The 18519-nt window shown below is 53.7% G+C and carries 27 protein-coding genes and 1 pseudogene; 16 read left to right on the forward strand and 12 right to left on the reverse strand.

Annotated features, from left to right (window positions below; all coding sequences use genetic code 11):
• Positions 1 to 155: 155 nt before the first annotated feature.
• The gene (locus AC6I8B_RS19340; protein ID WP_425002244.1) at positions 156 to 497 is read left to right on the forward strand and encodes a VOC family protein; all 342 of its coding nucleotides are present in this window, start codon (positions 156 to 158) and stop codon (positions 495 to 497) included.
• Positions 498 to 670: 173 nt separating this feature from the next.
• Here AC6I8B_RS19340 and AC6I8B_RS19345 read toward each other — a convergent pair whose 3' ends face one another.
• Positions 671 to 1288 carry a pyridoxamine 5'-phosphate oxidase family protein gene (locus tag AC6I8B_RS19345; RefSeq protein WP_033787202.1) on the reverse strand — a complete coding sequence of 206 codons (618 nt, stop codon included), beginning with the start codon at positions 1286 to 1288 and terminating at the stop codon, positions 671 to 673.
• A 410-nt stretch (positions 1289 to 1698) separates the two neighbouring features.
• On the opposite strand from AC6I8B_RS19345, the gene AC6I8B_RS19350 reads away from it, so the two are divergent.
• From AC6I8B_RS19350 to AC6I8B_RS19360, 3 genes are all read left to right on the forward strand, one after another.
• A complete protein-coding gene (locus AC6I8B_RS19350) occupies positions 1699 to 2247 on the forward strand; it encodes a GNAT family N-acetyltransferase (RefSeq protein WP_157353291.1) in 549 nt (182 codons plus the stop codon).
• Positions 2248 to 2390: 143 nt separating this feature from the next.
• Positions 2391 to 2522, forward strand: coding sequence for a hypothetical protein (locus tag AC6I8B_RS19355; protein ID WP_010670579.1), 132 nt, complete (start codon positions 2391 to 2393; stop codon positions 2520 to 2522).
• Positions 2523 to 2649: 127 nt separating this feature from the next.
• On the forward strand, positions 2650 to 3216 hold the full coding sequence (locus AC6I8B_RS19360; protein ID WP_033773604.1) for a TetR/AcrR family transcriptional regulator: 567 nt from the start codon (positions 2650 to 2652) through the stop codon (positions 3214 to 3216).
• Here the strand turns inward: AC6I8B_RS19360 and AC6I8B_RS19365 are convergent.
• Positions 3203 to 4084, reverse strand: a complete 882-nt coding sequence (locus AC6I8B_RS19365; protein WP_157353290.1) for a LysR substrate-binding domain-containing protein — start codon at positions 4082 to 4084, stop codon at positions 3203 to 3205. The genes AC6I8B_RS19360 and AC6I8B_RS19365 overlap by 14 nt on opposite strands.
• A 96-nt stretch (positions 4085 to 4180) precedes the next feature.
• Here AC6I8B_RS19365 and AC6I8B_RS19370 point away from each other — a divergent pair, with 96 nt between their 5' ends.
• Genes AC6I8B_RS19370 through AC6I8B_RS19380 form a run of 3 tightly spaced genes read left to right on the forward strand, consistent with a single transcriptional unit; the run spans position 4181 to position 5399 of the window.
• A complete protein-coding gene (locus tag AC6I8B_RS19370) occupies positions 4181 to 4486 on the forward strand; it encodes a carboxymuconolactone decarboxylase family protein (RefSeq protein ID WP_157353289.1) in 306 nt (101 codons plus the stop codon).
• Positions 4486 to 4875, forward strand: coding sequence for a tautomerase family protein (locus AC6I8B_RS19375; RefSeq protein WP_122459692.1), 390 nt, complete (start codon positions 4486 to 4488; stop codon positions 4873 to 4875). Before AC6I8B_RS19370 ends, AC6I8B_RS19375 begins: the two co-directional genes overlap by 1 nt.
• Positions 4872 to 5399, forward strand: a complete 528-nt coding sequence (locus AC6I8B_RS19380) for a DUF4865 family protein (RefSeq protein ID WP_033768760.1) — start codon at positions 4872 to 4874, stop codon at positions 5397 to 5399. The genes AC6I8B_RS19375 and AC6I8B_RS19380 overlap by 4 nt, the downstream gene beginning before the upstream one ends.
• A 25-nt stretch (positions 5400 to 5424) precedes the next feature.
• Here AC6I8B_RS19380 and AC6I8B_RS19385 read toward each other — a convergent pair whose 3' ends face one another.
• Positions 5425 to 5802, reverse strand: a complete 378-nt coding sequence (locus tag AC6I8B_RS19385) for a RidA family protein (RefSeq protein ID WP_157353288.1) — start codon at positions 5800 to 5802, stop codon at positions 5425 to 5427.
• 75 nt (positions 5803 to 5877) lie between these two features.
• On the opposite strand from AC6I8B_RS19385, the gene AC6I8B_RS19390 reads away from it, so the two are divergent.
• Both AC6I8B_RS19390 and AC6I8B_RS19395 read left to right on the forward strand, forming a co-directional pair.
• Positions 5878 to 6210: a hypothetical protein gene (locus AC6I8B_RS19390; protein ID WP_157353287.1), complete on the forward strand. Its 333-nt coding sequence runs from the start codon at positions 5878 to 5880 to the stop codon at positions 6208 to 6210.
• Between the two features lie 17 nt (positions 6211 to 6227).
• On the forward strand, positions 6228 to 6881 hold the full coding sequence (locus AC6I8B_RS19395; RefSeq protein WP_497816464.1) for an Ssp6 family T6SS pore-forming effector: 654 nt from the start codon (positions 6228 to 6230) through the stop codon (positions 6879 to 6881).
• Positions 6882 to 7215: 334 nt separating this feature from the next.
• On the opposite strand, the gene AC6I8B_RS19400 is transcribed toward AC6I8B_RS19395, so the two are convergent.
• Positions 7216 to 7536, reverse strand: a complete 321-nt coding sequence (locus AC6I8B_RS19400; protein ID WP_157353285.1) for a hypothetical protein — start codon at positions 7534 to 7536, stop codon at positions 7216 to 7218.
• Positions 7537 to 7651: 115 nt separating this feature from the next.
• Positions 7652 to 8347, reverse strand: a complete 696-nt coding sequence (locus AC6I8B_RS19405; protein WP_157353284.1) for a B3/B4 domain-containing protein — start codon at positions 8345 to 8347, stop codon at positions 7652 to 7654.
• Between the two features lie 43 nt (positions 8348 to 8390).
• Here AC6I8B_RS19405 and AC6I8B_RS19410 point away from each other — a divergent pair, with 43 nt between their 5' ends.
• Positions 8391 to 8993, forward strand: a complete 603-nt coding sequence (locus AC6I8B_RS19410) for a helix-turn-helix domain-containing protein (RefSeq protein ID WP_089414715.1) — start codon at positions 8391 to 8393, stop codon at positions 8991 to 8993.
• A gap of 5 nt (positions 8994 to 8998) precedes the next feature.
• Here AC6I8B_RS19410 and AC6I8B_RS19415 read toward each other — a convergent pair whose 3' ends face one another.
• A complete protein-coding gene (locus AC6I8B_RS19415; RefSeq protein ID WP_157353283.1) occupies positions 8999 to 9505 on the reverse strand; it encodes a MarR family winged helix-turn-helix transcriptional regulator in 507 nt (168 codons plus the stop codon).
• Positions 9506 to 9642: 137 nt separating this feature from the next.
• On the opposite strand from AC6I8B_RS19415, the pseudogene AC6I8B_RS19420 reads away from it, so the two are divergent.
• From AC6I8B_RS19420 to AC6I8B_RS19435, 4 genes and pseudogenes are all read left to right on the forward strand, one after another.
• Positions 9643 to 10799 (forward strand): annotated as a pseudogene (locus AC6I8B_RS19420) (MFS transporter).
• 67 nt (positions 10800 to 10866) lie between these two features.
• Positions 10867 to 11559, forward strand: coding sequence for an aspartate/glutamate racemase family protein (locus AC6I8B_RS19425; protein WP_099257178.1), 693 nt, complete (start codon positions 10867 to 10869; stop codon positions 11557 to 11559).
• Positions 11556 to 11858: a DHCW motif cupin fold protein gene (locus tag AC6I8B_RS19430; RefSeq protein WP_157353400.1), complete on the forward strand. Its 303-nt coding sequence runs from the start codon at positions 11556 to 11558 to the stop codon at positions 11856 to 11858. Before AC6I8B_RS19425 ends, AC6I8B_RS19430 begins: the two co-directional genes overlap by 4 nt.
• 211 nt (positions 11859 to 12069) lie before the next feature.
• Entirely contained in the window at positions 12070 to 12810 is a 741-nt protein-coding gene (locus AC6I8B_RS19435) for a YoaK family protein (protein ID WP_029519590.1), read from the forward strand.
• A gap of 46 nt (positions 12811 to 12856) precedes the next feature.
• On the opposite strand, the gene AC6I8B_RS19440 is transcribed toward AC6I8B_RS19435, so the two are convergent.
• Positions 12857 to 13582, reverse strand: a complete 726-nt coding sequence (locus AC6I8B_RS19440) for an SDR family oxidoreductase (RefSeq protein WP_497817771.1) — start codon at positions 13580 to 13582, stop codon at positions 12857 to 12859.
• Between the two features lie 99 nt (positions 13583 to 13681).
• On the opposite strand from AC6I8B_RS19440, the gene AC6I8B_RS19445 reads away from it, so the two are divergent.
• Entirely contained in the window at positions 13682 to 14566 is an 885-nt protein-coding gene (locus tag AC6I8B_RS19445) for a LysR family transcriptional regulator (RefSeq protein ID WP_045139983.1), read from the forward strand.
• A 20-nt stretch (positions 14567 to 14586) separates the two neighbouring features.
• On the opposite strand, the gene AC6I8B_RS19450 is transcribed toward AC6I8B_RS19445, so the two are convergent.
• Together AC6I8B_RS19450 and AC6I8B_RS19455 are read right to left on the reverse strand one after the other, a co-directional pair.
• Complete coding sequence (locus tag AC6I8B_RS19450; RefSeq protein ID WP_010246880.1) at positions 14587 to 14982, reverse strand: (R)-mandelonitrile lyase; 396 nt, start codon at positions 14980 to 14982, stop codon at positions 14587 to 14589.
• Between the two features lie 116 nt (positions 14983 to 15098).
• A complete protein-coding gene (locus AC6I8B_RS19455) occupies positions 15099 to 16115 on the reverse strand; it encodes a substrate-binding domain-containing protein (RefSeq protein WP_010670561.1) in 1017 nt (338 codons plus the stop codon).
• A 424-nt stretch (positions 16116 to 16539) separates the two neighbouring features.
• Here AC6I8B_RS19455 and AC6I8B_RS19460 point away from each other — a divergent pair, with 424 nt between their 5' ends.
• Positions 16540 to 16734, forward strand: coding sequence for a hypothetical protein (locus AC6I8B_RS19460; protein ID WP_010246886.1), 195 nt, complete (start codon positions 16540 to 16542; stop codon positions 16732 to 16734).
• Between the two features lie 470 nt (positions 16735 to 17204).
• On the opposite strand, the gene AC6I8B_RS19465 is transcribed toward AC6I8B_RS19460, so the two are convergent.
• From AC6I8B_RS19465 to ycgZ, 3 genes are all read right to left on the reverse strand, one after another.
• On the reverse strand, positions 17205 to 17459 hold the full coding sequence (locus AC6I8B_RS19465; RefSeq protein ID WP_010246887.1) for a biofilm/acid-resistance regulator YmgB/AriR: 255 nt from the start codon (positions 17457 to 17459) through the stop codon (positions 17205 to 17207).
• A gap of 161 nt (positions 17460 to 17620) precedes the next feature.
• Positions 17621 to 17914: a hypothetical protein gene (locus AC6I8B_RS19470; RefSeq protein ID WP_010246889.1), complete on the reverse strand. Its 294-nt coding sequence runs from the start codon at positions 17912 to 17914 to the stop codon at positions 17621 to 17623.
• Positions 17915 to 18088: 174 nt separating this feature from the next.
• Entirely contained in the window at positions 18089 to 18334 is a 246-nt protein-coding gene (gene ycgZ, locus AC6I8B_RS19475; protein WP_010246891.1) for a regulatory protein YcgZ, read from the reverse strand.
• Positions 18335 to 18519: the final 185 nt, after the last annotated feature.

Here is an 18519-nt window from a genome sequence, read left to right on the forward strand (position 1 = left end):
AACAAGCTAAGCAATATGATTGTCGCAGGAGCCTTTAGGGTAATCTCTGTCCGCCATAAAGAATCATGGTAAATTTCATGTTGTCATGTGCTTTTCGGGTTGTTTATCAATAATGTTTCGGCGAGTCTCACTGTTAATAACAATCAGGGAGCCAGATGATGAAGATAGCTGAGATCGATCATATCCATCTCTACGTTGAAAATATTGAACAGGCAGAAAAGTGGTACAACGAGATCCTGGGCTTTGAACGCGACCCTTCACTGTACTTCTGGTTTGAACAGGGTGGGCCGCTGGTCATAAGAAATAACAGGGCATCCCTCTCTCTTTTCCTGCGAAAATCTCAGCCACCAGGCCATACGGTGGCTTTCGGGGTGGCAGCCTCATCTTTCAACGAACTTATGCCTGTACCCCGTAAGAATAAAATCCCAGCGTCAGTGACCACGACGTGTCGATGTCCGTCTATTTCAGCGATCTCAGTAATAATAAAATTGAAGTGACCTCTTACGACTACCTGCATGCAAAGCAGATACTGGAGAGCTTTACGTAACGCTATCGCTGTTTGCGCTTAGAGGCGTGACTGCAGGCGCACGATGATCTCCGTTCCGAAAGTATAAGTACTTCACTCATCGGCACGCCGGATGAAGTGAAGCTTCCTGGCCCTGAACGGCGATCAGTAAAGTGAGTTCTTCAATCGTTCGGGCAGCGCTTTGTCGTAGGCATCGCCATCAATTTCTGCAATCTGTTTGAGAATCGAACCGGTGCTGGGCAACGACTGCCGTGAGATCTGCGTTTCGGCATCCCATAATCCGGAGCGAATAATCGCCCGGCTGCACTGAAAGAAAACGCTCTCCACAGTGATGCGCAATACGGTTTTTGGCAGCTGATTGTTGATGGCAAAGCGCTCAAGCAGCGCCGGGTCGGTGCTGATTGCTGCCGTGCCGTTCACGCGCAACGTCTCGCCAATGCCAGGGATGAGAAAAAGCAGCGCTACCCGATTGTCATGCAGAATGTTGCGCAGGCTGTCGATGCGGTTATTGCCGCGTCTGTCGGGTAATAACAGGGTCTTGTCATCTTCGATTTCGATAAATCCGGCCGGATCGCCGCGCGGTGAAACATCCAGTCCCTCAGGTCCCGACGTTGCCAGCGCCACAAAAGGCGAGGCGGCGATAAACGGACGATAGGCGGGATGAATATGATCCGTCTCTTTAGCGACAGAGGGCCGGGCGACCGTGCCGTAAAGACCTTCAAGTTCGGTAAGTTCAGTGATAATGCTGCTCTGTTCAGCCATTTTTGCACTTTCCTTTCACTATTCAGATCCTCATGACGCTGAAGGTGAGACTACACAGACCCGACGCGCCAGTTTAAGCAGCACTTTAACACCCATGCAGCGTATTCAGAACCCGTGCGCCACCCTCTATGGCAATCGCCCCAGGTGAATCCGTCTTCCCGCCGCTAAAACAGCTTATTACCTGGGGCGGCAACCTCTTTCCACCCTTTACCAATATCAGAAGCACAACACAACGTAGTGACAGCCTCTGATGAGAGGTCCATTTTCTGCAATCAGATGAGCACGAAAACCGCGACTTGTGCACTGAAATTAGCCGCCGTTCGTTAAGAGTATTAACAGAGTTGGTGACAGCAGAAGTTGCTGATATAAAGAGTAAAGATTGCTTATTCAGCACCCAAAAGGAGCGCAGGATGGTTTGGGAATCAGAGCGGCTGCTCTACAGATATACTCTTCGTGAGGATCTTGACGACCTCTTCAGAATCTATGGCAACCCCGAAACGCACAAATTTAACCCGCGAGGTCCATGGCCCGACAGAACGTATGCCATTCAGGCCATAGAGCGCATATTACAGAGCTATCAGGAACAGGGTTTTGGCGACTGGACGATATTTGAGAAAGCCCATCCGGATAAAATTATTGGTTTTGGCGGTGTTTTCAGAAGCCAGTTTGACGGTCGTCAGACGAATAATCTCGGTTACCGGTTTGAGCCTGCTGCCTGGGGAAAAGGGTATGCTACCGAGCTTTCCCGCAGAGCCGTTCGCTACGGATTCGAAGAGGCCGGGCTGAGCATCATTACGGGTGTGACGCGCGAAAACCATCTGGCTTCGCGCCGGGTACTGGAAAAAGCCGGCTTAACCTTTTTGAAAAAGGTCGACGATCCGGAGGGGTTGCCTCCCAGCCTGATGTACACCCTTACACGACGTGACTGGCTTGCGGCTGGCAACATCGTTACCGCATAAGTTTGATCTTTCCCGTTTGTGATTCAGGCGTGGCGAAATCTGCGCCACCTTTTCGCGCAAAGTCCCTTTAAACCCTCTCTTATCCCGCGATTAATACTCCGCTGTGTGGATTACTTTAGCCACCTTAATCAGGGGGAGGCTTTATGGATATTCGTACAATTTTTATTTCAGCAGTTATGGCAGTCAGTCTTTTATGGATAGGCGCATCAGATAACCGTTCGTCACATCTCACCGCCGAGCCGGTTAAATCTGTCCTGAGTAAACTGCAGCCTTGATTCTCAATCGTCCGATAGCACACATTAGCGCCTGCTCAGCCTGAGATGCGGTACACTGCCGGTATCTGTTAATGCAACTTCGTTGCTTTAACCATGACGTTCAGGCTGATAAAAGCGGGAGAAAGAGATGGCGAGGGAGATGATTCGGCAGGGTGGGCGCAGCGCACGTATTCAGGCGGAAGTGCATAACACCGTTAACCGCTTGCTTGAAACGCTTGATCGTTCAGCTATTACAGTACCGATGATCGCCGAACAGGCAGGTGTGACACCTTCCACGATCTATCGGCGCTGGGGCGATCTGTCCCAGTTGCTGGCGGATGTGGCCGTGGCACGGATGCGGCCCATTGCCGAACCGGAAGATACCGGATCGACGGCCGGCGATCTTACCGCGTTCATCCAGCAGTATGCTGAAGAGATGTCGTCCAAAGTCGGTCGTGAGCTTCTGGCTGATGTGATAGGAAGTCAGGCTGAAGTGGCGAGCCAGAAATGCTGTGGGTTTACCTATCAGCATCTTGAAACACTGAAAAGTCGGGCCGAGGCACGCGGCGAATCAGGTTTTGACGTTGATCGCATCATCGATGTGGTCGTGGCGCCGGTGATGTTTCATATTCTGTTCGGCGACCGCGACATCTCAGCAGAATACTGTTCGTCTCTGGTTCAGCGGGCATTTCAGACAGCAGTCAGCGCTGAATAAAGGGCAGGGCGGCTTGCGTGATCAGATGCTGCAAGAGTGCTCGCGCCGGATCGTCACCCTGATCTGAGCGGGCGAGCGCGATACCCAGATAGCCGGGCATTGGCAGCCGGTGTGATTCAATCACCAGCGTCTCCGGCAACCCGGCGCGGGTGCGCAGGGTGATGCCCAGCCCGGCCTGTAATGCCGCCCAGATCCCGCTAAGACTGTGGCTGGTGAACACTACCCGCCACGGAATACCTGCCTTATCCAGCGCCTCGATGGCGCGCGATCGCATGACACACGGCGCATCGAATGCCACCAGCGGCAGCGGCTCGCCGCGCTGCAGATATCCCGCCAGATCAAACGCCGGATGCTGTATCCAGGCTAACGGACACTGACCAATTAACTGCGTGCCAGCCTGCTGCTCTGCCTGCCACAGCAGCGCCAGGTCCAGCTCATGACGGGCCAGCGCCGTAAGCAGCGGCAGATTTCTGTCGACGCGTGCGGTCAGCATCACCTCCGGATGCTGCCGGTTGAACGCGCCGAGAATGGCCGGCATCAACGCCTCGCCAAAATCCTCCTGCATCCCGATGCGTATTTCGCCCTGCAACGCTTCGCCTTTCACTGCCCGCAATGTCTCATCGTTCAGCGACAGCAGGCGTCTGGCGTAACTCATCAGCTGTTCACCGCTGCGGGTCAGCTGCACATGACGCCCTTTTTTCATCACCAGCGCCGTGCCGCATTGCTGCTCCAGTTTCTTAAGCTGCGCACTCACGGCCGAGGCAGACCGACACAGATGCTGTGCCGCCAGGGCAAAGCTGCCGGCATCAATGCCCGCGACGAAACTGCGCAGCGCATCCATATCGAGGGACTCCGGTACCTTGTTCATTATTGTCCTGTAATTATGGATGGTAAGAGCTGATTAATTTGATTTTCAGGATTGAAGGCCTGAGTGACACTCTGTCTCACCACTGAGGAGTGTGCAATGAAAAAATCGCTTGATCGGGAAACACTGGCGCAGCGCGCGCCAAAACTGGCCGAACTGACACAGCAGGTGATGTTTGGCGATATCTGGCAGCGCGAACTGCTGTCAACGCGTGAACGCAGCCTGCTGACACTGGCAACGTTAACCGCGCTGGGGCGGGTCCAGCAGCTGCCGTGGCACATCGATTACGCCCGGCAAAATGGACTGACGCAGGATGAGCTGGTGGAGAGCTTCACCCATCTGGCGTTTTACGCAGGCTGGCCCGCCGCCGTCACCGCGCTGGGTTATCTGGAGGATAATCATTGATGCCCTTTACCCGAATTACCCTGCGTCAGGGCTACAGCGAGGCGGCTCTGCATCAGATTTCCACGCTGCTTCAGCAGGCGCTGGTCGCGGAATTTGACGTTCCTGAGCATGATTGCTTTCAGGTGATTGAGATGCTGCCCGCCGGACAGCGGATATTTGATCGTCACTATCTCAGCGGCGGGCGTAGCGATAATTTCGTGCTGTTTCAGGTGACGGCAGGCCGACCGCGAACGCGGCAACAGAAGCAACGGTTTTATCATTCACTCTGTACGACGCTTCAGGCGGAGATGGCGATCGATCCTGACGACGTGATGATCATCATTCAGTTTAACAGCACCGAAGAGTGGAGCTTTAGCGGCGGCCGGATGCTGGCACAGGAGGCGTTATGATTATCATGCACTACCGTTTTACCCTGCCCGCTGACTACGACATGGGCATCATCGAACAGCGCATCAGTCTGAACGGAGCCCGGCTTGATGGCTTTCCAGGGCTGGTGGCCAAGGCGTATCTCTACACCTGCCGTGATGATGACGGACAGAATGAAAACCGTTATGCGCCGCTCTATTTCTGGCGGGAGGCGAGTGGTATGCAGCGTTTCCTGCAAAGTCCTGGCTTTGCGACGCTGGTCAGGGATTTTGGCTGGCCGATCATCGAAAGCTGGCTGGCGCTTGAGGGGCAGACCCACATGCCGGATCTGGCCGATGCCCGCTTTATAACGCTGAACCGCTGGACGATTCCACCGCATTCAGACCTTACGACACTGCCGGTAACAACAGGGATCAGCGCCTGGGATGTGAGCCGCTGGCAGGGAGTAGACGTTAACGCTTCACACCAGCGCCCCGCTGGCGAGCAGGAAGTCTATCGCATCGGTTATCTGGCGCGGGGCGCAGCCGCCGCGGATCTGCAGCTCTAGCATCGGGAATGTCGCTGCTTTCTACTCACAGGGCAAAAATGGCTTCAATCTCTATGCGCAGGTCAGTGGAGAAAAGTCCGCTGACCTGTACCAGTGAGCTGGCGGGCAGATGCTCGCCGTAGTTGCGATAAAGCACTTCCCGCAGCGCGGTGATCTCTGTGAAAGAGGTGATGAATATCGTGACTTTCAGCAGCGCTGCGAGCGACGTATTCTCAGCCGCGGCAACCGCCCTGAGTTGATTAAAAATTGCTTCTGCCTGTTCAGCCATATCTCCCTGCTGAGCCGCCGTACCGAAAGCGGTCAGCCCAGAGACATACAGCGTTTCGCCATGTTTTACTGCGTGGACATAAGGCGCTTTTACTTCGCCCAGTTGCGGATAATTTTTGCGTTCTGGCATCGTCATATTTTCCTATTTTAAGTGATTTCATACCATACAGGCTACTGGCATTAAAGCAGGCTGAGAGTCGATAGCGGGTTGATGGATGCTTTAGATAAAGAGCATGTTCGGGAAGCCTTTCAGCAAGAGGGAGTGATTAATATTCGCAGCGGGTTGATGCATCTTAACTTTAAAACATGCTTTAAAAGATACAGTACTTACTACTTCAATCTTGTTAGTGCTGTTAGCATCAGCAAGCTTGATAAGCTGGCAATTCATGATAAAAATAATCATTGGCATCTTCCATCTATAGTGAACATCAAGGTAGATAGCCTTAATGTTGAAGAAGCTAATCAGGTCAGCGCAGCACTACAGGTTGAACAGCTTGTAGAAGGAGCAAGAGAATACTATCGGGTAAAAAGACGCCTGACATAAAGCGAAAGGATTCATTTATGCGTAGCTACAGTGAGATTGCGAAGCGTATTGCCAAAATCATCATATCACCTGAATCTGCTATAGGTTTCGTTCATGGTGTCCTTTCTGTGCCTACAGACATAGGCTATTTAGCTTATGGCTTCCTTGATACAGACAGCCGCTATCAACGCGAGACAGAAAAAATCAGGATGGTCGGGGCCATCCGGCACGGCATTCTTGAAAATCACTATTTCATGAAAACTATTGAGACCGTGCTCAATATTTTCAACAGGAACGTGCCAGAACTCAGGCAGAACGCTATTTATAGCAAAACAATGGCTTCAGTTGCTGGTCGGACGCTTACCAACTCACTTATAGCAGGAAGATTAGCCACTACGATTGCGCAACGTAGCTCGTTTCTTGTTGCGGTCAGAGGTGGCTTGATCGGTAATGCCTTATTGATTGGCGGCATGACAGAGAGATGTATCTATACCTCTGAGAAGTTGCTGAAAAACAATCCTGAAGTTTATAACGCCTTACGAACGCGAAACTATGACTTACTTTACTTTTTAGTAGAGCCAGCTCTAAACCCGTTTGTTGAAGCGTTGAATGTGAAGCGCACGCAGGGGCAACAAGCGTTTGAAAAGATTATAGAAATGGTAGAAAAAGAGATCAATGCTAATGCGAAATAATAAGCCTTCCAGGCTGAGCTTAGGTAAACGCATCCTATATAGCCTCATAGAAGCTTCAGGCGCAATTGTAGGCGGTCTATTGCTCTTACTGTGCTGCTACTGGTTCTTTCACTATGAAACCTGGCATGAGCGTTTTATAGCGATTGGATTGTCAGTTTTGGTTGTCTGTTTAATCGGTAAGATTTTACCTGAACGGCCAAATCAGTAACCCCAACGCGGGGATTTAAGGCTGATCAGGCCTTTAGAAAGACCTGAGCGGACTCAGGCTTAAATTCAATCATACGTAGCCAGCGCGAAATCATATGAATGATCCTATCAACACGCCCGTCAGAAATCAGCGCTTCAGCATCTGCTGGCAGGCGAGGTTATCCTGCACGGCGCGCTGCTGTTCATCAGGTGTCAGTTGCTGCAAGCGAGCAATCACGCTGCGGCCCAGCCCCGGTTTATAAGTGATTTTTTGCAGCGCATAATCAGAGTTGCCGCCTTCAATGACGTTCTGCATCTGCCGGTCGAGGGGCTGCTTACTATCATGATCAACCGCGCACAACACCGCGACGTAATACGCCTTATCTTCCTCACTGTCGTGTGGGATAAACCACCAGGCGGCCAGGGCGAGGATCAGCAGCAGGGGCAGGATATATTTTACTTTAGCCATTTTAGTCACCGGTTGAGTGCCGTTAAGTCAGCCGGGTATGGCCAGACGCAGGGCGCGTATCCTGCCACAGTTTCCGCTCACCGTTAATCTCGTTTAGCCGCTGTTGAGGCAATGTTCAGTTTGCTGGCGCTTCAATCAGCGTCGTACTGATTTGCGCACCCGGCATCATCTGCTGTAATCCCGAAACCAGATCGTCGCTGGCCTGTTGCAGCGCGGAGAGCGGCATAGCGGGCAGACTTTCCAGAATGAACCACATCTGCTGCGCGCTGGCATCCAGTCGGGTTCTTACACCCTGACGCCAGTTCCAGCGGCGACAGGTCACGCCCTGATCGTCGCGCCAGATCACTTCACCCGGTTCCGGCGACTCATAAACCACCTCGCCCTCTTTAACGGTATCGAAACGTTCACTGCCGTCAGCAATCACCAGACGTGGCTCGCCAGCATAGGCCGCGATATTTTCACCCCCGACCGGCAGCGCATAACGAACGCTGATGGCGTTATAGAGATCGACAACCGGATCGATGGCAGGCAATGCGCCATCCCGCAGCACACGCTTACGCAATGCTTCTGCCGAACAGGGTGTACGTTTCGCTTTGGCACCAAAGGCTTTAAACACCTCAGCCCAGGCTGCGAGATGCGCGTCTGCCCACGCCGCATCATCATTTAACACCTGCTGGCATGCGCTCTTCAGTGCATCGCTGGCAACTTCTGGTCGGATAATCGGTGTGGCTTCCACCACAATACTCATGGCACGAAAGCCGGGAGCGAGCGCGAAAACAGCGGGAGCGATTGACGGGTGAACAGATAACATCGGATACTCTCTCAGTGACTAATTTATTTCATAGTAATGACCGATGACCAAAAAAGTCAATATAACGACCGATGCGGGTGCCGATGTCGCCAGTGTCAATCAGGCTGTTTCGGACAGCATCAAAAGCTGGCGTAAAAGTCAGAAACTCTCGCTGGATGAGTTATCACGCCGGGCTGGCGTCAGTAAAGGCATGCTGGTGGAGATCGAGAAGGGTGTCGCCAATCCCAGCATTGCCATTCTCTGTAAAGTGGCTGCCGCACTGGGCGTCTCGGTGGCAGATATCGTCAACGTTGCGCATGCGCCTGACGCCTGGCTGATTGAGAACAGCGAAATGCCCCGGCTGTGGCAGGGCGAGCAGGGCGGTTATGCGCAGCTGCTGGCGGGAACCCGTGGGCCGGATATGATCGAGCTATGGCGCTGGCAGATGTTTGCGGGCGAAGCTTTCCGTTCAACCGGTCACTCTTCAGGCACGCTCGAACTGTTGCACGTCGAGCAGGGCACGCTCGCCTTAACGGTGGGTGAGCAGACCCTGGTGGTGCAGCAGGGCTGTGCAGCCGTAGCGCGAACCGATATGCCGCATGCCTATGCCAGTGCCGATCACCTGCCGGTTATCTTCACCATGACAGTGGCCGAACTGCAGCGCTGACGGCGCTATTCTGCGGCGGTCGCTTCGCCTGGACACGCCAGCAGCAGCGTTTTCAGCAACCTTTCCAGTTCGGCACGCTCTGAAGCGCCAAGCGGTGCCAGCAACGCCTCCTGCGTAGCGGTATGGACGCGGAGTGCATGCTCAATCTGCTGCTGCCCGTGGGGCGTCAGCCGGACCAGCATGCTGCGCTTATCCTCTGGCGCGGCAATACGCTCGATCAGATGCTGCTGCTCCAGCCGGTTCAGACGATTTGTCATCGCACCGGAAGTCACCAGCAGCGCCTGGTAGAGCTGGGTGGGCGACAGGCGAAAAGGCGATCCCGCCCGTCGCAATGTCGCCAGCACATCAAATTCCCCCTCCTGAAAACCAAAAGGCTCCAGTGCCTGACTGCGCGCTTTCGCCAGATGTTTCATCAGACGCAACACCCTGCCGAAGATCCGCATTGAAGAGGCGTCGAGATCGGGCATCGCGTCGTCCCACTGACTGACAACGAAATCAATATGGTCATGCATAAATCACCTTTAAATATTGTGGTTATGTTGTCGGGTTGTGCGCAGCCTCTTAACATCGGGGGGAATTTATCTTAACGTTAAGATAAATGGTGGCAGCCCGGTGCTGTCATCGTCAATCCTCTGTTAAGGCGTCGATGATGAAAAATAAGGTGTTGTTCCCCATTCTGTTTGCCGTGATCGCTTTTCTTATCGGGCTGAATCTGCGGCCTATGCTGGCGATTATCGGCCCGCTGTTCCCGGTGTTGCAACTGCAGGCCGGATTGTCGTCGACGACGTTCAGTCTGCTGACCACGCTGCCAGTGGCGATGATGGGCCTGGCCGCACTCTCTGGCCCGTGGCTGATCGCCCGCATCGGGCCGGTAAAGGGAATCGCCGCCGGTTTGCTCTGTCTGACGTTCGCCTGCCTGTGGCGCGGCGTTACGCTTACTCCCTCTCAGCTGCTGCTCACCGCGCTGGCGGGGGGCGCAGGAATTGGCGTGATACAGGCGCTGATGCCCGCTCTGATCCGGCAACGCTTTGCTGAGGCCGCGGCGACGCTGATGGCGCTGTTCAGCACGGGCATTATGGCGGGCGCGGCACTGACTGCTGCCGGTGCTGACCCGCTGTTTTCATGGCTGGGCCTGCAACCCGCGCTGGCGCTTTCCGGCGGGTTAACGCTGGTCACACTGCTGATCTGGCTGACTTTAGTCAGACGATCGCCGCAGGTGAGCGTGGCCTCTGATGCAGCGACGCTGCCTGTGCGGCGTACCCTGTTGCTGATGCTCTTTTTCGGCATTGGCACGGGTGCTTATACATTAGTGCTGGCCTGGCTGCCGCCATTCTATATTCAACTGGGCTGGAGTGCTCGCCACAGTGGCTATCTGCTCGCGGCCCTGACGTTAACCGAAGTGGTGGCAGGATTCATCGTCTCGGCGACGTTACATCGCTTTCCCGATCGCCGTCCGCTGCTGCTCGGCGTGCTGGCCCTGTTGCTGCTGGGGCTGCTGAGTCTGGTCTTTTACCCGGGTACGATGCCGATACTCTCTTCACTGTTACTGGGTACGGGCATCGGTGCGCTCTTTCCGCTGTGCTGATTGTCACGCTGGATCATGCGCGCAGTGCCAGAGAGGCGGGCATTCTGCTGTCACGCGTGCAGGGAGGCGGATATCTGATTGCGGCTCTGATGCCGCTGCTGGCAGGCTGGGTGCGTGATAGCGGCACGTCAATGACCCAGGCCTGGCTGATCATGAGCGCTGGCGTGGTGCTGTTGATGGTGATTGCCCGACGCTTCAGACCTCAGAACAGTATCAACTGAACAAAGCCGTTGCCGATCAATGTCGATCTGGCATGCTGGAATAAAACCCCTGAACCCGGAGTGCATTGTGAAAGTCATTGGTCTGTTAGGCGGTATGTCGTGGGAGTCTACCGCGCTCTATTATCGCATTCTCAATCAGCAGGTTAAACAGCGGCTGGGCGGCCTGCACTCGGCGGAGCTGGTGCTCTATAGCGTGGATTTTCAGCGCATTGAGCAGCTACAGGCCGCGGGCGAGTGGCAGCAGGCGGGAGAGATACTGGCTGAAGCGGCACGCAATCTGGAACGGGCTGGCGCGCAGTTCATCGTACTCTGTACCAACACCATGCATAAAGTGGCAGCACAAATCAGCGCCGCAACGGGCATCCCGCTGCTGCATATCGCCGACGCCACCGGACGGCGCATTCAGCAGGCCGGGGTGCGTAAGGTCGGATTACTGGCGACGCGATTCACCATGGAACAGGATTTCTATCGCGGGCGACTTCAGCAGCAGTTTGGTCTTGAGGTGATCACGCCGGATAGAGAGGATCGGATTTTTGTGCATGAGGTGATTTACCACGAGCTCTGTCTGGGCGAGATCAATCCCGCGTCGCGTCGCCGTTATGGTGAGATCATGCAGCAGCTGGTCGCGCAGGGCGCGGAGGCCATTATTCTGGGCTGCACCGAAATCACACTGCTGGTGGATGCCACGGATGCCAGTGTGCCACTGTTTGATACCACGCTTATCCACGCGGAAGAGGCCGTTATCCAGGCTCTGGCCTGACCCAGTGGGATCAGATTGAAGAGACGATTCACCCCGGCGACCAGGGACAGGCGACCTGGCGAACCGTGAAGTTTAACGATATCCGGGTGCGGATGGTCGACTATTCACCAGGCTATGTCGCCGACCACTGGTGCACAAAGGGCCATATTTTGCTGTGCATGGCGGGTGAGTTGCACACTGAACTGGCAGATGGTCGCCGTTTCGTGCTGACACCGGGCGTCAGCTATCAGGTGGCGGACGATGCTGAACCACATCGCTCCTTTACGTCCACAGGCGCGCAACTTTTTATCGTTGACTGAGTTCACCATCAGCCTCTCTGGTGATCACCTTCTGGTGAATCATCGCGTCGTTGACACTTTTAAAAGTAAACTGAATCAGCTTTATAAAAATCAGCAAAATTAATGGCTTATTTCATCAGAGTTATCTGGTTCTGACAGGAATAATTCCCATCAGGCTGTATGCTGGAAGCCTTATAAGAACGTTTTGCATTCACCTGAGGTGGGGAAGCCTGTGCTGATAAAAAAGAAGAAAGTTCGTTCGCATACCGAAGATCGACTGCTGGCGCTGGTGCTTGCCACCACCGCCGGCATCCTTAATGCCATGGCGCTGGGCGCGTTTGGATTTTTTCCATCGCATATGACCGGTAACACGTCGCAAATCTCCCAGGAAGTGACCACCAGCGACCTCCATACCATGCTGTTTTTGATGGCACTGATTATTGCCTTTGTGCTGGGTTGTACCGTTGCCCGGCTGGCGGTGGTAGTGGGGATCAGACATAAGTTACGCACCATATTCTGTCTGATCATTCTGGCGGAAGGGGCGGCACTGACGGCGGCATCAATCTTTGAAATCGTGTTCTACCGGCCAAGCTTTAACGGGGAAGTGCTGTTAATGCTGGGCTTTTTAATGGGGATTCATAATGCGACCTCGACGCAGCTCTCCAATGGCCGCGTCAGATCGACCCACATTACCGGCACGCTGACCGATGCGGGTATTGCGCTGGGGTCGTGGATCTTTGCCCACACGTCGCACGCCGTGCATCTTGAAACCGACGATCGTCGCTTTTTCCAGAAGGTTCTGCACACCCATCTGACTACCGTGTTTTCATTCCTGAGCGGCTGTATTGCCGGTCTGCTGCTGTTTAAAGTCTATGGCTTTAACGCCATGGTTGGACTGGGGATATTTCTGATGCTGGTGGCACTGACGGCCATCGCCATCACCGTGCAGCGTACCCGCAGAAGCCTCTACTGACAGTAAAACCGCCCGCCCGATGCACACAGCGCATCGGGCGGGTTGCTTACTGCTGCGTTCGGGTTGGCCGCACCACGATTTCGTTCACATCCACCTCTTCAGGCTGTTCAATGGCATAGCGCACGGCGCGACCAATGGCGTCCGGCTGCAACGCGATAGCGCGATAGTGCTGCATCGCCTCGGCGGCTGCCGGATCGGTAATGGTTGATGCCAGCTCGCTCTCCACCACACCGGGATGGACACAGGTCACCCGTAGCTGATTGTTCTCCTGCCGTAATCCGTCGGAAATCGCCCGCACCGCAAACTTAGTGGCGCAGTAGACAGCTGCGGTGGGCGACACGGCCAGCGCCCCTATCGACGCGATGTTGATGATGTGACCGCGCTGGTGGGCCAGCATGGTCGGCAACACTGACGCAATGCCATACAGCACCCCTTTGATGTTTACATCGATCATCTGTTCCCACTCTTCCACCCGCAGCGACGCCATCGGTGACAAGGGCATAATACCGGCGTTATTGATCATTACATCCACCCGGCCCCATCTCTCCAGCGCATACTCAACAAACTGCGTCATCTCTTCGCGGCGCCTAACATCAAGCGCTTTGATCGCCACCTCTGCACCATTGAACTGCAGCTCTTCAGCCAGCGCGGCCAGGCGGCTTTCCCGCCGCGCACCCAGCAGCAGAATGGCATCTGTTTTCGCCAGTTCACGTGCAATGCCTGCACCGATGCCGCTTGAGGCGCCGGTAATTAAAATCACTTTCTGAGTCATTTTGTTTCTCCAGTCAGGTTGTCACTGGCGATCATACGGCGACTGGATTATAAAGATAATCCACCGAACGCTTTACGCACTGGTAACTCAATCTGACCAATGAATGCCGATAAAAATGCTCTCGAAGTTTTTGTGATTGTGGCGCAGACGCGAAATTTCCGGCTGGCCGCAGAACAATTGGGTGTTACGCGTCCGGCGATCAGCCAGAGTCTGCGGCGTCTGGAAGACCGGCTTAACATCACGCTGATGCAGCGCACCACACGATCGGTTCAGCTGACAGAAGCCGGACAGCGGCTCTATGCCGAAGTGGCGCCGGCGATCAACCAGCTCAATCGCGCCGTGACCGATATTGCCGAACTGGCTGCGGAACCTCGGGGCCAGCTGCGGCTGGCGATCTCCTCGATTGCTGAGCGGATGCTGGGGGGAGAACTGCTGGCAAGCTTTATTACCGCTTATCCGCAGGTTGAGCTGGAAATCACCGTCACCGATGAGGAGTTTGATATTGTCGGGCAGGGCTATGACGCGGGTGTGCGGCTGGGGGAGGTGATTGCTCAGGATATGATTGCGGTGCCGGTATCCACCGCGCAGCGTCAGGTGGCGGTGGCGTCACCCGCCTATCTGGCTCGTGCAGGCACGCCGCAACATCCTCAGGATCTGGTCAATCATCGCTGCATCGGCTGGCGAAAAGGGCCAGGTCTGGCCCCTTATCGCTGGGAGTTCGCAGAGCAGGGACGCGAGTTTGATGTTGCCGTCAATCCGCAACTCACCACCAACGATATGGGGGTGATGATCCGCACCGCCTGCGCCGGGGGCGGCATCAGCTTTGGCATGGAAGAAACCTTCCAGCCTTACATCGCACGTGGCGAACTGGTGACCCTGCTCGACGCATGGTTGCCCGCCTTTGCCGGCTTCTATCTCTATTTTCCCAGCCGCAAAAACCTGGCCCCCAAGCTGAGGGCGCTGATCGATCACGTCAGACTATAGCGACAGAGTGCACGCCTGATTTAGCGCTGATATTGCTGATCGCTGACCTGCTCCAGCCAGTCAACCGGCGAGCCGTTCAGTGACTCAGCGATAGCAATATGCGTCATGGCGTTATCCGGCGTTGCACCGTGCCAGTGCTTCACGTTTTCCGGGATCCAGACGATATCACCGGTATTCATCACCTGAATGGCTTCACCCTCACACTGAATCCAGCCCTGGCCATGCGTGACGATCAGGGTTTGCCCGAGTGGATGGGTATGCCATGCGGTGCGGGCACCCGGTTCAAAAGTCACCGTTGCGCCACCCACGCGGGCGGGTTCGGTTGCCTGGAATGGTGCATCAATCCGAACCGTACCGGTAAAATATTCAGCAGGTCCTTTACGCGAAGGCAGCGATCCGTTGGCGATAATTTTCATTACTCACTCCTGTTGTTAACGTGTCATGCACAGTGTAACCGGCAAGCCGGAGCGTGATTAGCCCGCTCAGTCGGCAAACGGTTATGAGCCGGGCTCATTAATTGCCTGACAGTTTTTCAGGCTGTCATGTTGTAACGGGTGATGATGTTAATTTTAGAGTAGGGTGCGGCCGGTTCTGAGGCGGGCAAAAATCCATGAAACGCCAGCAGCGTTCTGAAGGCGTGCAGCGCATCAAGCTGTAAATTATGCTCGATTAATGCATCAATTTTACCGGCCTGCAGCAGTGCACGATTCTCACGATCGAGATCGTGACCAATAAAAGCGTTAACCGTCCGTTTTTGTTCGGCAAAAGCGCGCAGTATGCCGGGATTACCGCCACCGACTGTGTAGACCGCATCTGCATCCGGATGGCTCTGCAAAAACTGTGTCACCGACTGCTGCATCCGGGCGTCAATGCCATAACCGCCTGCAACCACGCTCACCTGATGCTGGGGCGCAAACTCCTGCATTGCTCGCTGAAACCCCTGAATTCTCTCCTGTTCGCCAATGAAATCGTGACTGCCGGTCACAGCCACAATATGCGAACGACTCACCCGCAGCCATTTTGACATCAGAAAAGCCGCCACTTTACCGGCATCAAAATTATCCATGCCGATATAGCGCAGGCGCGCGCTGCCGGGCAGGTCACTCATCATGGTGACCACCGGAACGCGTTGTTTCAGCAGTGATTCAAGGGTGGGATGAAGTTCACCAGAACAGGCTGCCTTAAGAATGACGCCGTGACTATGCAACGCTTTTTTATTCAGCAGCGCGTTAATCGCCTCCGCAGTCAAATTCGCGCCGAAGTGGAAACGCAGCTGAAGTTTAAAGGCAGTAAAACTGGCAATCTGACTGCTGAACGCCTCACGTATCAGTGGCTGAAAGCGGTCAGGTGTATGCATGATGACGTCGAAATAGATCGTTCTTCCCCTGGCGAGTCCCGCTTTTTGCATCAGTTCCAGGTCCGCTATCGCCTGCTGGATTCGGTGCTGGGTTGTGGCATGCACGTTGCCGCGCTGATGCAGTGCCCGGTCGATGGTCGCCAGACTGAGTCCCGACTGGGCAGCAATCTGTTTCAGGGTAAATTTAGCCATGTGCTGCTCGTGACACCAGAGGATGACGATAGTTTTATCATACTGCTGGCCATTGTCAGATGATCATTTGTGAAAGGCTGGTCAGAACATATCAGGCAGGGAAGCCTGCCGCGCAGGTTATCGCAACAAACAGTGAGTCGTAAAAGTGTTTATAACACATTCAGCCAAAAGTCTGTTTCCGCGATATATAACTATCCAACTCTCAATATACATGGGCATAAATAGATTACAGCGGTTGCTACCACGTTTTGGCTATTTATAGCTTCAGGGCTGCATGGGGTGAAAATAAAGCAAGATAATATTCTGAGGTTGTATAGTTAATAACCTTTTTGCCGCTTCGCTTATATTTCCCGCTTGACGGCTTTTTTGTTTTTTGGCTCCCGCTAATGATAGACTGTATATGCATACACCATCGGGAGGTCGTGTGAAGTACGACAACGATAATGAAATCCGTGCGCTGGTTGGTGCGGTAGTCAGTGATTTGATCAAGGCGGGAGAGCCGGTTCATTTCCACGACATTACGGACGCGCTGTTTCGCCTGAGCGAAGAGACGCGTGACAGCAGGCTGAAAGCATTGTGTCAGGAAGCGATAAGCTTTTTCACTCGTAAGATGCATTAAGGTTGCCAGGCCTGATGCCGGGCGTTGTCCCGGCCTGTGTCATGATAGCGGCCCTGCTACCTTTGACATCGGCGAGAATAAGAGGCATTGCATATTGCTGGCAGCCATTAAAACGGATTTTTTGTGAGTCGTTTGTTTTTTATTCAGCGAGACGGTTGATGACCGCATTAAAAATGTCAGTCAGATCTTTCTGTTGATTATTCATTAGGGGTGGCGAATTTCTGATAAAGAAGTTCGCCTTTTCATTGGCAGGTCTTATTAAGCCTGAATGATCATCATCTGGCATGATTGCAAAAAAGCGTTATCGTCGGGATCAAATCCCTGCTACATCATTAACCTGCAAAAGAATTTTTATATCGGATAATTTCTGTGTGGCATATCGGGTATACAGCGAAAGTGAGGGAAGGAAACAAAAGCGGGCGAGGTGGGAAGAGTATCCTGCGTTACCAGAGGTAACGCAGAATGGCGTATCAGATGCCGGTATCGTCTGGCGTGCGGCCAACCACGATTTCCAGCGTTTTGCGTAACACATCCAGCCTGACAACATCTGAAGTGCATTCCAGTTCAGCGATCAAATAGAGGATGATCGCTTTATTGGTTACACGTCCCTGATCAGCAACAATGTCACGAATCACTGCGCCCAGCAGTTCAGTTTCCGGAGCAAGCTGATCGCCTGCGCTACGGAAGTAGTCAATGATTGAAGAATCTGATGATGAATGCTGCATGATTATTCTTTCTCTGAGGAAAATGGGTCAGATGCAATGGTTGAAGTCAAAAACGAGTGTAGGCGCAGTTTTCGTTTTGCCCAGCCCGCCTTAAAAATTCTGTTCAGGTCTGCCGCTTCGCTTAAAATTAGCCGCATGTATCAGGTACGCAGTACGCTCAATCAGTGCTTTTTCGAACCTTCAGGCGGGCCATCACTGTTCATACGATGAGCCGTGTTATCACGTTCGGCACCGTCGCCCTGCACGCGTTTGCGCGCGGCAACCATACCATTACGGACTTCGGTGATGGCTTTTCGAATGACTGACACTTTCACGTCGTCGTCAGCATCAGCAGCCATCAGTTCGAGCTGTGCGATTAAGGCGTTGCTGGATACCGGTTTGTCTGACTTGAGTAATGTCAGAACGGCTTCGCCGATCATAACATCTGTCAGTTTCTCATCTTCACTTCTGTACATACTGGCTTCTCTGATTGCGAATCAATGGCCATGCTGCGGGTCCGTATGCGTCAGCGGGTGCGACTTAGTGCACCCGATACGGGAAGCAGAACTGGGCTTTATTGCTAGGGTAGATCTTCCTGGGTGATGGCTGAAACAGGCGTCCTGATTAACATGCACGACCGTGAGAGGGCATTAATCTTCGCGACGAAACAGCATCGCAATGAGTTCATGCAGATGACTCTCTTCTTCTGGCGTGGCAGCCAGTTCAAGGCGACTCAGCAGTTTACTGCAAATCGTTTTCCGACTAAGGCTATGACCTGCGCGCAGAATTTCCACCACAACCGAACCCAGCGTCTCCTGTTGCGACGGTGAGCTGGCCTGATTGAAGTAACGGGCAATATCGCTGATCGTTTCCGGGGCTTGTCCGTTCTGACGCATGTTGTTGTCCTCAGGTGGTTTAAATGTATGCACTCTTGATGCGCAAGTTATACATCTTTGCAAAACTTGTACAGAATTTTGGATTTTTAGGATTAATTTTTTTGTGCAAAAAGTGCTAAGGCTTTTAAAACAGGGTGTTACGAGGAGTTTGTGGCGAGGTAAAAATTGTACCAGATTCTTGTATC

The sequence above is a fragment of the Pantoea sp. X-Soil-ISGK-285 genome (genome assembly GCF_059730815.1).

Excerpts from the sequence above, each read along its gene's own strand:
- AC6I8B_RS19340 (WP_425002244.1), top strand. The coding sequence starts at position 156 with ATGATGAAGATAGCTGAGATCGATCATATCCATCTCTACGTTGAAAAT.
- AC6I8B_RS19345 (WP_033787202.1), bottom strand. The coding sequence starts at position 1,288 with ATGGCTGAACAGAGCAGCATTATCACTGAACTTACCGAACTTGAAGGT.
- AC6I8B_RS19350 (WP_157353291.1), top strand. The coding sequence starts at position 1,699 with ATGGTTTGGGAATCAGAGCGGCTGCTCTACAGATATACTCTTCGTGAG.
- AC6I8B_RS19355 (WP_010670579.1), top strand. The coding sequence starts at position 2,391 with ATGGATATTCGTACAATTTTTATTTCAGCAGTTATGGCAGTCAGTCTT.
- AC6I8B_RS19360 (WP_033773604.1), top strand. The coding sequence starts at position 2,650 with ATGGCGAGGGAGATGATTCGGCAGGGTGGGCGCAGCGCACGTATTCAG.
- AC6I8B_RS19365 (WP_157353290.1), bottom strand. The coding sequence starts at position 4,084 with ATGAACAAGGTACCGGAGTCCCTCGATATGGATGCGCTGCGCAGTTTC.
- AC6I8B_RS19370 (WP_157353289.1), top strand. The coding sequence starts at position 4,181 with ATGAAAAAATCGCTTGATCGGGAAACACTGGCGCAGCGCGCGCCAAAA.
- AC6I8B_RS19375 (WP_122459692.1), top strand. The coding sequence starts at position 4,486 with ATGCCCTTTACCCGAATTACCCTGCGTCAGGGCTACAGCGAGGCGGCT.
- AC6I8B_RS19380 (WP_033768760.1), top strand. The coding sequence starts at position 4,872 with ATGATTATCATGCACTACCGTTTTACCCTGCCCGCTGACTACGACATG.
- AC6I8B_RS19385 (WP_157353288.1), bottom strand. The coding sequence starts at position 5,802 with ATGACGATGCCAGAACGCAAAAATTATCCGCAACTGGGCGAAGTAAAA.
- AC6I8B_RS19390 (WP_157353287.1), top strand. The coding sequence starts at position 5,878 with ATGGATGCTTTAGATAAAGAGCATGTTCGGGAAGCCTTTCAGCAAGAG.
- AC6I8B_RS19395 (WP_497816464.1), top strand. The coding sequence starts at position 6,228 with ATGCGTAGCTACAGTGAGATTGCGAAGCGTATTGCCAAAATCATCATA.
- AC6I8B_RS19400 (WP_157353285.1), bottom strand. The coding sequence starts at position 7,536 with ATGGCTAAAGTAAAATATATCCTGCCCCTGCTGCTGATCCTCGCCCTG.
- AC6I8B_RS19405 (WP_157353284.1), bottom strand. The coding sequence starts at position 8,347 with ATGTTATCTGTTCACCCGTCAATCGCTCCCGCTGTTTTCGCGCTCGCT.
- AC6I8B_RS19410 (WP_089414715.1), top strand. The coding sequence starts at position 8,391 with ATGACCAAAAAAGTCAATATAACGACCGATGCGGGTGCCGATGTCGCC.
- AC6I8B_RS19415 (WP_157353283.1), bottom strand. The coding sequence starts at position 9,505 with ATGCATGACCATATTGATTTCGTTGTCAGTCAGTGGGACGACGCGATG.
- AC6I8B_RS19440 (WP_497817771.1), bottom strand. The coding sequence starts at position 13,582 with ATGACTCAGAAAGTGATTTTAATTACCGGCGCCTCAAGCGGCATCGGT.
- AC6I8B_RS19445 (WP_045139983.1), top strand. The coding sequence starts at position 13,682 with ATGAATGCCGATAAAAATGCTCTCGAAGTTTTTGTGATTGTGGCGCAG.
- AC6I8B_RS19450 (WP_010246880.1), bottom strand. The coding sequence starts at position 14,982 with ATGAAAATTATCGCCAACGGATCGCTGCCTTCGCGTAAAGGACCTGCT.
- AC6I8B_RS19455 (WP_010670561.1), bottom strand. The coding sequence starts at position 16,115 with ATGGCTAAATTTACCCTGAAACAGATTGCTGCCCAGTCGGGACTCAGT.
- AC6I8B_RS19465 (WP_010246887.1), bottom strand. The coding sequence starts at position 17,459 with ATGCAGCATTCATCATCAGATTCTTCAATCATTGACTACTTCCGTAGC.
- AC6I8B_RS19470 (WP_010246889.1), bottom strand. The coding sequence starts at position 17,914 with ATGTACAGAAGTGAAGATGAGAAACTGACAGATGTTATGATCGGCGAA.
- ycgZ (WP_010246891.1), bottom strand. The coding sequence starts at position 18,334 with ATGCGTCAGAACGGACAAGCCCCGGAAACGATCAGCGATATTGCCCGT.